This is a genomic window from Ewingella allii, from assembly GCF_044430645.1.
GTDB classification, from domain to species: domain Bacteria; phylum Pseudomonadota; class Gammaproteobacteria; order Enterobacterales; family Enterobacteriaceae; genus Ewingella; species Ewingella allii.
Window position 1 is genome coordinate 115,420 of the sequence record NZ_JAWUDN010000012.1, and the last position, 7,678, is coordinate 123,097.

At 52.3% G+C, this 7,678-nt stretch carries 5 protein-coding genes and 1 riboswitch; of the genes, 4 read left to right on the forward strand and 1 reads right to left on the reverse strand.

The window, feature by feature from the left end:
* Window positions 1-240 precede the first annotated feature (240 nt).
* Both SBO83_RS20435 and bglB read left to right on the forward strand, forming a co-directional pair.
* Window positions 241-1,836, forward strand: coding sequence for an MFS transporter (locus tag SBO83_RS20435; RefSeq protein WP_353503867.1), 1,596 nt, complete (start codon window positions 241-243; stop codon window positions 1,834-1,836).
* A gap of 15 nt (window positions 1,837-1,851) precedes the next feature.
* Window positions 1,852-2,991, forward strand: a complete 1,140-nt coding sequence (gene bglB, locus SBO83_RS20440; protein ID WP_396132746.1) for a beta-galactosidase BglB — start codon at window positions 1,852-1,854, stop codon at window positions 2,989-2,991.
* A gap of 78 nt (window positions 2,992-3,069) precedes the next feature.
* On the opposite strand, the gene trmA is transcribed toward bglB, so the two are convergent.
* Complete coding sequence (trmA, locus tag SBO83_RS20445) at window positions 3,070-4,173, reverse strand: tRNA (uridine(54)-C5)-methyltransferase TrmA (protein ID WP_396132747.1); 1,104 nt, start codon at window positions 4,171-4,173, stop codon at window positions 3,070-3,072.
* 173 nt (window positions 4,174-4,346) lie between these two features.
* A riboswitch (cobalamin riboswitch) is annotated at window positions 4,347-4,617 on the forward strand.
* A 67-nt stretch (window positions 4,618-4,684) separates the two neighbouring features.
* Here trmA and btuB point away from each other — a divergent pair.
* A complete protein-coding gene (gene btuB, locus SBO83_RS20450; protein ID WP_396132748.1) occupies window positions 4,685-6,544 on the forward strand; it encodes a TonB-dependent vitamin B12 receptor BtuB in 1,860 nt (619 codons plus the stop codon).
* Window positions 6,489-7,370, forward strand: coding sequence for a glutamate racemase (gene murI, locus SBO83_RS20455; protein WP_396132749.1), 882 nt, complete (start codon window positions 6,489-6,491; stop codon window positions 7,368-7,370). The genes btuB and murI overlap by 56 nt, the downstream gene beginning before the upstream one ends.
* Window positions 7,371-7,678: the final 308 nt, after the last annotated feature.

Below are 7,678 nucleotides of genomic sequence, written 5' to 3' on the forward strand. Positions count from 1 at the left end.
TGTCGCAGATCCATTCCCCAGTAATTTATGAAACAACAGTTCATTAATATCAAACTACTGTTTGGTAATTAGATGTTGATCGGCTAAACCTTTCTATAATTGCCACATGTTAGAGATGAGTGGCAAAACCAGAAAGGTCTTCGGCCTCCCCCATCGCTAATTTGAATCATGGCAGAGCGGACCCGCGTCCATTTGGATTCTGCCTACGTTTGGCAGTGATTCAATAAGGGGCTGACGGCGATGAAAACACGAAAAATCGGACTACTAAATTACCTTGCTTACGGCTCGGGGGATTTTCTTGGCGCAGGGACGACGGCCTTAACCGCCGCGTGGCTACTCTATTTCTACACCACCTTCTGCGGGCTAACCCCGATTGAAGCAACCTTTATCTTTGCGACCGCCCGCGTGGCGGACGCCGTACTCAGCCCGTTAATGGGCTATCTGACGGATAACTTTGGCGGCACCTGGCTCGGTAAACGCTTTGGGCGGCGCAAGTTCTTCATTCTTCTCGGCATTCCCTGTGTGTTTAGCTACAGCCTGATGTGGGTTGGCGAGATGAACTACGTCTACTATCTGCTGACGTATCTGCTGTTCGACATCGTTTACACCATGATCCTGGTGCCTTATGAGACGCTGGTGCCGGAGATGACCGACGATTTCAAACAGAAAACCAAGTTTTCCGGGGCGCGTATCGCACTCGCACAGCTGTCGGCCATTTTGGCCGCCTTCCTGCCGGGGATCTTGCTGCAACAGCTGGGTAAAGATAATCCCCTCTCTTTCTTCTACTCGAGCTTGGTCTTCTCGGTGATCTGCGCGCTGGTGCTCACGCTGGTCTATTTCTTCACTTGGGAACGGCCGGCGGAGCTCAAGTCGGAAGCCATGTTGAAAATAGAACGCGAGCGCCAACAGTTGACGCTGGGGCAGAGCCTTAAGCGATTGAAAGTTGAACTCTCTTCAACGCTGCGTATTAAGATTTTCCGCCAGCATCTCGGCCTGTACCTTGGCGGCTATATCGCGCAGGACGTGTTCAACGCGGTATTTACTTATTATGTGGTGTTTGTGCTGATGCAAACCGCCACTGTCGCCTCGAACCTGATGGGCGTGATGGCTATTCTGCAATTCGTCGCCGTGATTGCGATGATCCCATTGTGTATTCGCTTCGGGCCCGCGCCCTCTTATCGGCTGGCCGTGACCCTTTTCGCGCTGGCGGTGATCTCCTACGGTTTCCTCTATTTCAGCCACATGAGTGATTCGATGTCGCTGTTACTGTTGATCTCCGCATTGGCCGGGCTGGGGCGAGGGGGGATCAACTACGTGCCGTGGAATATCTACACCTATATTGCCGATGTTGATGAAACCATTACCGGCCAGAGGCGCGAGGGGATTTTTGCCGGCGTCATGACCCTAACGCGCAAGGCTTCGCAAGCTGGCGCGGTGATGTTAGTCGGCATCATTTTGCAACTGTCGGGTTTTGTCTCGGGCAAGAGCGAGCAGTTGCCATCGGTGGGGCATACCATCCTCGGCGTGTTGGTTGTGGGGTCGCTGGTGATGCTGACGATGGGCTTTATTATTTCGCTCTACTTCCGCCTCAATTTACAGACTCACCGCGTGCTGGTGCAGGAAACGCAAAAAATGCGTATCGCCAATCGCCCCGTCCCTGAGCAGATCACCACAGAAGACCGCGCCACCGTGGAACTCCTCACCGGCCTGCAATATGAGTCCTTGTGGGGTAATAACAATATTGGTTATTTGCATCGCAATAATCCGCCGCCGCAAAAAGCGACCTCTGAGGTTATGTCCGATTTACCCATTCAGCAGCAGGGTCAGCGCCCTTAAATAATGGAGAGCATCATGAAGGTTTTTGACGTTAAGCACAGCGCGCTGCTGAGGCAGCCTGAGTATTTTATCTCGCGAAACGAGCTACAGTCGCTGATTCATAAAGTGACTCATAATCTGGTGAATATTAAAGATGAAACCGGCGAGTTCCTGCTGCGTCTGGACGATGGCCGGGTTATTGATACCAAAGGCTGGGCGGGGTGGGAATGGACCCATGGCATCGGCCTATACGGTATTTATCAATATTATCAACAGACTGGCGATGACCAGATGCGGGCAATCATTGACGACTGGTTTACAGCAAGGCTGGCCGAAGGCACGCCAACCAAAAATGTTAACACCGTCTGCCCGTTCCTGACGCTGGCCTACCGTTATGAAGAAACCCGCAATCCGGCTTGGAAACCCTATCTTGAGCGCTGGGCGGAGTGGGTGATGCATGAGATGCCGCGCACCGAAAAACGCGGTATTCAGCACATCGTTTATAACAATGAAAATAGCCAGCAGATGTGGGATGACACGCTGATGATGAGCGTGATGCCCCTGGCGAAGATCGGCAAACTGCTCGGTAGACCGGAGTTTATCGAAGAGGCGACCTATCAGTTCCTGCTGCATATTCAGTACCTGATGGATCGCCAAACCGGCCTTTGGTTCCACGGCTGGACCTTTGGCGGCCAGCATAATTTTGCTCAGGCTCGCTGGGCGCGAGGAAACAGTTGGATAACCGTCGCTATTCCTGAGTTTATCGAGCTGCTCGACTTACCGGAGGGCAACGCGACGCGCCGTTATTTACTGCAAGTTTTAGAGAGTCAGATTGCCGCGCTGGCGGCCTGTCAGGACGAAAGTGGTTTGTGGCATACGCTGTTGGATGACCCGAATTCTTATCTGGAAAGTTCAGCGGCGGCGGGATTTGCCTACGGGATCCTGAAGGCCGTTCGCAAACGCTATATAGATTCAAGCTATGCGCCGGTTGCCGAGAAAGCCGTGCGCGGCGTGATAAAGCAGATCAATCCGGCAGGCGAGTTGACGGGCGTTTCATTTGGCACCGCCATGGGCAGCGATCTGGATTACTACCGGCAAATCCCCATCACTTCCATGCCTTACGGGCAGGCGATGGCCGTGTTATGCCTGTCGGAATATCTGCGGGTCTATTTGTAGCGAAAATAGCTGACGGAAGCTTCAGCTGTAAAAAAGGCGGGCTCACTCAGTGGCCCGCCTTATTGTTTTAGACTCTTTCTACCGGCGTTTTTCCAGCAGCACGCCGCATTCCATATGGTGGGTATAAGGGAATTGGTCGAACAGCGCCAGCTTGGTCAGGCTGTGGGTCTGGCTCAGCGTCTCGAGGTTGGCGCACAGCGTGTCCGGGTTGCAGGAGATATAGAGGATACGGTCGTAGCCTTGCACCATCTTCACGGTGTCATCGTCCAGCCCGCTGCGCGGTGGATCGACAAAAATGGTGTTACAGTCATAGCCGGACAAATCCACATCTTTTAAACGATGGAATTCGCGCACGCCGTTCATCGCCTGAGTAAAGTCTTCGGCCGCCATGCGGATAATCTGCACGTTATCAATCTGATTCGCTTCGATATTATATTGCGCCGCCGCCACGGACGGCTTGGCAATCTCAGTCGCCAGGACGCGGTTGAAGTTCCTTGCCAGCGCCAACGAGAAGTTGCCGTTGCCGCAATAAAGCTCCAGCAGGTCGCCGGTCGAGCCTTCAGTAATGCCCAGCGCCCATTCGAGCATCTTGATGTTCATCTCGGCGTTTGGCTGGGTGAAGCTGTTCTCCACCTGACGATAAATCATGTCGCGGCCCGCCACTGGCAGTACTTCATCGACATAATCTTCGTCGAGCATGATTTTAGTTTTTGCCGCGCGGCCAATCAGCTGAATATCAAAGCCATCCTGACGCAGTTTGTCGCGCAGCACCGTCGCGGCCGCCGTCCACTCATCATCCAGCTTGCGGTGGTAGAGCAGTGAAGTGATCAACTTGCCGCTGCGCGTGGACAAGTAATCAATCTGGAAGATTTTGCGGCGCAATACCGGCTCATCTTTAATAGCGGCAATCAGCACAGGCATCAGACGGTTAATCAGCTCGCTGGCGGCGGGGAACTGATCGACGCGCACGCGAGCCTTGGTCTGCTGATCAAACATAATGTGGTAGAGGTCGCCCTCGTCATGCCAGACGCGAAACTCGGCGCGCATGCGATAGTGGCTGACCGGAGAGCGGAAAACCTCAGGAGCCGGCGCCTGAAAAGGCGTCATCATCGCCGTGAGACGTGCGGTCTTTTCCGCCAGTTGGTCGTCGTATTTTTCAATGGGCAGGTTTTCAGGCGTCATGATTTATCTCGTCTACTGCGGGTAAATGGGCGAACTTAGCGGGGGATTGTAGGGAATGCTCCCGCGAAGTCCAGTTTTCCGCTTATTCATGGGCGTTATTGCCATGCTTCTCACGCAACCTATTTGATTAAAATTTAATGGCCCTTACGGATGTCTGGATTTCCAAAAGGGTTGATCGTAGGATGCAATTCGGCCTCGATAAGAGAGTTAAAAGGGAATCCGGTGTGAATCCGGAACTGGCGCGCAGCGGTATGGGGAAGTCAAGGCGATAGCAGCTTGAGCTGTTACCGACACTGTCTGGTTCTTCTTTCTTTATATAGTGAACTTTTTATAGAGAATGTAAGAGAGATGGGAAGTCATCGCCCGGTGGCGGCATATTATTTTTTTCTTTAATTAGCCAATAAATCCTAAGTCCGAAAACCTGCCGATATTCCGTCGCATTTTCACCCTCGTCGCGAGAACGTGGGTGTTTTTCTGCGGCATCCGCCAATTAAGTTTGGATGCTCAATTCATGACAATTAAAAAGCACGCGCTGCTGACGGTATTATCCGTCACGGCTTTTTCAGGGTGGGCGCAGGACAATACCTCTTCTGATAACAACGACAATCTCGTTGTGACCGCCAACCGTTTTCCACAGCCCGTTTCTTCCGTGTTAGCCCCAACCGATGTAGTGACCCGCGAGGATATTGATCGCTGGCAGTCTAAATCCGTGGTGGATGTATTACGCCGCCTGCCGGGCGTGGATATTGCGCAAAATGGCGGCATGGGCCAGCTGAGTTCTTTATTTGTGCGCGGCACCAACTCCAGCCACACATTAGTCTTAATTGACGGTGTGCGTTTAAATCAGGCGGGTATTTCGGGTTCAACTGACCTTAGCCAGATCCCTATCGCGTTGGTACAGCGGATTGAATTTATCCGTGGGCCACGCTCGGCAGTTTACGGCTCCGACGCCATTGGCGGCGTGGTCAACATTATTACCACCCGTGACAAGGATGGGACGACCCTCGGGGCGGGTATCGGCTCGAATGGGTATCAAAATTACAATGGCTCTACCCAGCAGAAGCTGGGTGAAAACACCACGGTCACCGCCGCGGGCGATTATACCTATACGCGTGGCATTGATGTTGTCGCTGACGGCAACAACGGCGGCGTTCCTCAGCCTGACCGCGATGGCTTCATGAGTAAGACGCTCTATCTGGCGCTGCAACACCAATTCACCGAAGAAGTTGGCGGTTTTGCTCGGGCTTATGGCTATGACAATCGCACGGCCTATGATGGTTATTACATGCCTGACAGTCCGTTAATCGATACCCGTCAGCTCTACAGCCGCACCTATGATACGGGCCTGCGCTATGAAGATGGGATTTACGCCACTCAGCTGATTGGCAGTTATAGCCACGTGAAAGACTATAATTATGACCCGAGATACGGGCAGTATGACTCTTCCGCTTCATTAGATGACTCAGACCAGTACAACCTGCAATGGGGCAACACCCTCCAATTGTGGAAAGGGCAGGTAAGTGCAGGTTTGGATTGGCAGCGACTCACCACCGAGCCGGGCACCAGCTATCTTAATGATGGCTATAGCCAGCGTAATACCGGCGTTTATCTGACAACACAGCAGAAAATTAGCGACTTCACCCTTGAGGGCGCGGTGCGCAGTGATGATAACTCGCAGTTTGGCCAGCACACGACGTGGCAGAGCAGCGCCGCGTGGGAGTTTATCGACGGATATCGCCTGATAACTTCCTATGGAACGGCGTTTAAAGCCCCCAACCTGAGCCAGCTCTATAGCGGTTTTTATGGCGACCCAAATCTGAAACCTGAAGAAAGCAAGCAGTGGGAAGCCGGGCTGGAAGGTTTGACGGGGCCTCTGGATTGGCGTTTATCCGCTTATCGCAACGATATCGATCAGTTAATCGATTTCAATAGCCAAGGGACTTATTACAATATTAATAAGGCCACCATTAAAGGCGTGGAGTGGACAGGTAATTTTGATACCGGACCATTACATCACGCCATCACCTTGGAATATCTGGACCCACGCAATTCTGAAACTAACGCGATATTGGTACGCCGAGCCAAGCAGCAGGCTAAATACCAGATTGACTGGAATGTGGCGCAGATTGATTGGTCGATTAACTACCAATACTTGGGACAGCGTTACGACACGGACTTTAGCTCATATCCTTACCAGACGGTTAAACTCGGCGGCGTCAGTTTATGGGATCTCGCCGCGTCATATCCTGTCACCTCACATTTAACCGTTCGTGGTAGAATTGCCAACTTGTTTGATAAAGATTACGAGACGGTTTATGGCTACGAAACACCAGGACGTGAATACTTCCTCTCTGGAAGCTATACCTTCTGATAGCTCGATAACGTCTGGCCGTCCGACGGCGCTGGTATTTGACTCCGGCGTCGGCGGATTGTCTGTTTATCATGAAGTCCGGCAGATGCTGCCGGACCTCCACTATATCTATGCTTTCGACAATGTGGCTTTCCCCTATGGCGAGAAGTCCGAAGAGTTTATTGTCGAGCGAGTGGTCGAGATAGTCAGCGCGGTCGCTAAGCGTCATCCCCTTTCTATTATTGTTATCGCCTGTAATACCGCGAGCACGGTTTCCCTTCCAGCATTACGCGCCAAATTCAACTGCCCGGTCGTGGGCGTGGTGCCTGCCATTAAACCGGCGGCCAAGTTAACGCGGAATGGCGTGGTGGGATTGCTGGCTACCCGAGCCACGGTTCAGCGTCCTTATACTCATGACTTAATCGAGCGCTTTGCCACGGATTGCCAGATTCTGATGCTGGGTTCGGCAGAGCTGGTGGAAATAGCCGAGGCGAAGCTGCACGGCGCGCCAGTTTCATTGCCGGTGCTGAAGAAAATCCTCCAGCCATGGCTGCGTTTGAAAGAGCCGCCGGACACCGTGGTGCTGGGCTGTACTCATTTTCCGCTGCTCAGCGAGGAGTTGGCGCAGGTATTACCCGATGGAACACGCCTGATTGACTCGGGTTCCGCCATCGCCCGCCGCGCGCATTGGCTTATTGAGACTTCTCATCAACAAATTCCTGCCAAAAAAGAGGGTGTGGAAATAGAAAGTCTGGCGTACTGCATGGCGATGAATGAAGAAGCCGAAATCCTGCTGCCTGTTTTGCAGTCATATGGCTTCAGAAGTATCCAAGAATTGCCGCTTTAAACACCTTTTGGCGAAAGAATCAGCGGTCGATAAATTATTTGTATTTTAGGGGTTGCGGCCTTCTGAGAACTCCCTATAATGCGCCTCCACTGACCGGGAACAACGACTGACAAGTCGCTCGGTGAGGAAGAAAAAAGAAGAATGTTCGAATGAATAATCTCTTGACTCTTCAGCGGGAAAACGTAATATACGCCTCCCGCGCCGCATAAGATTCTTATCGGAACAGCGGCATGCTCTTTAACAATTTATCAGACAATCTGTGTGGGCACTCACAAGACGATATCAGCCACCTCGGTGGCAAAAAATAT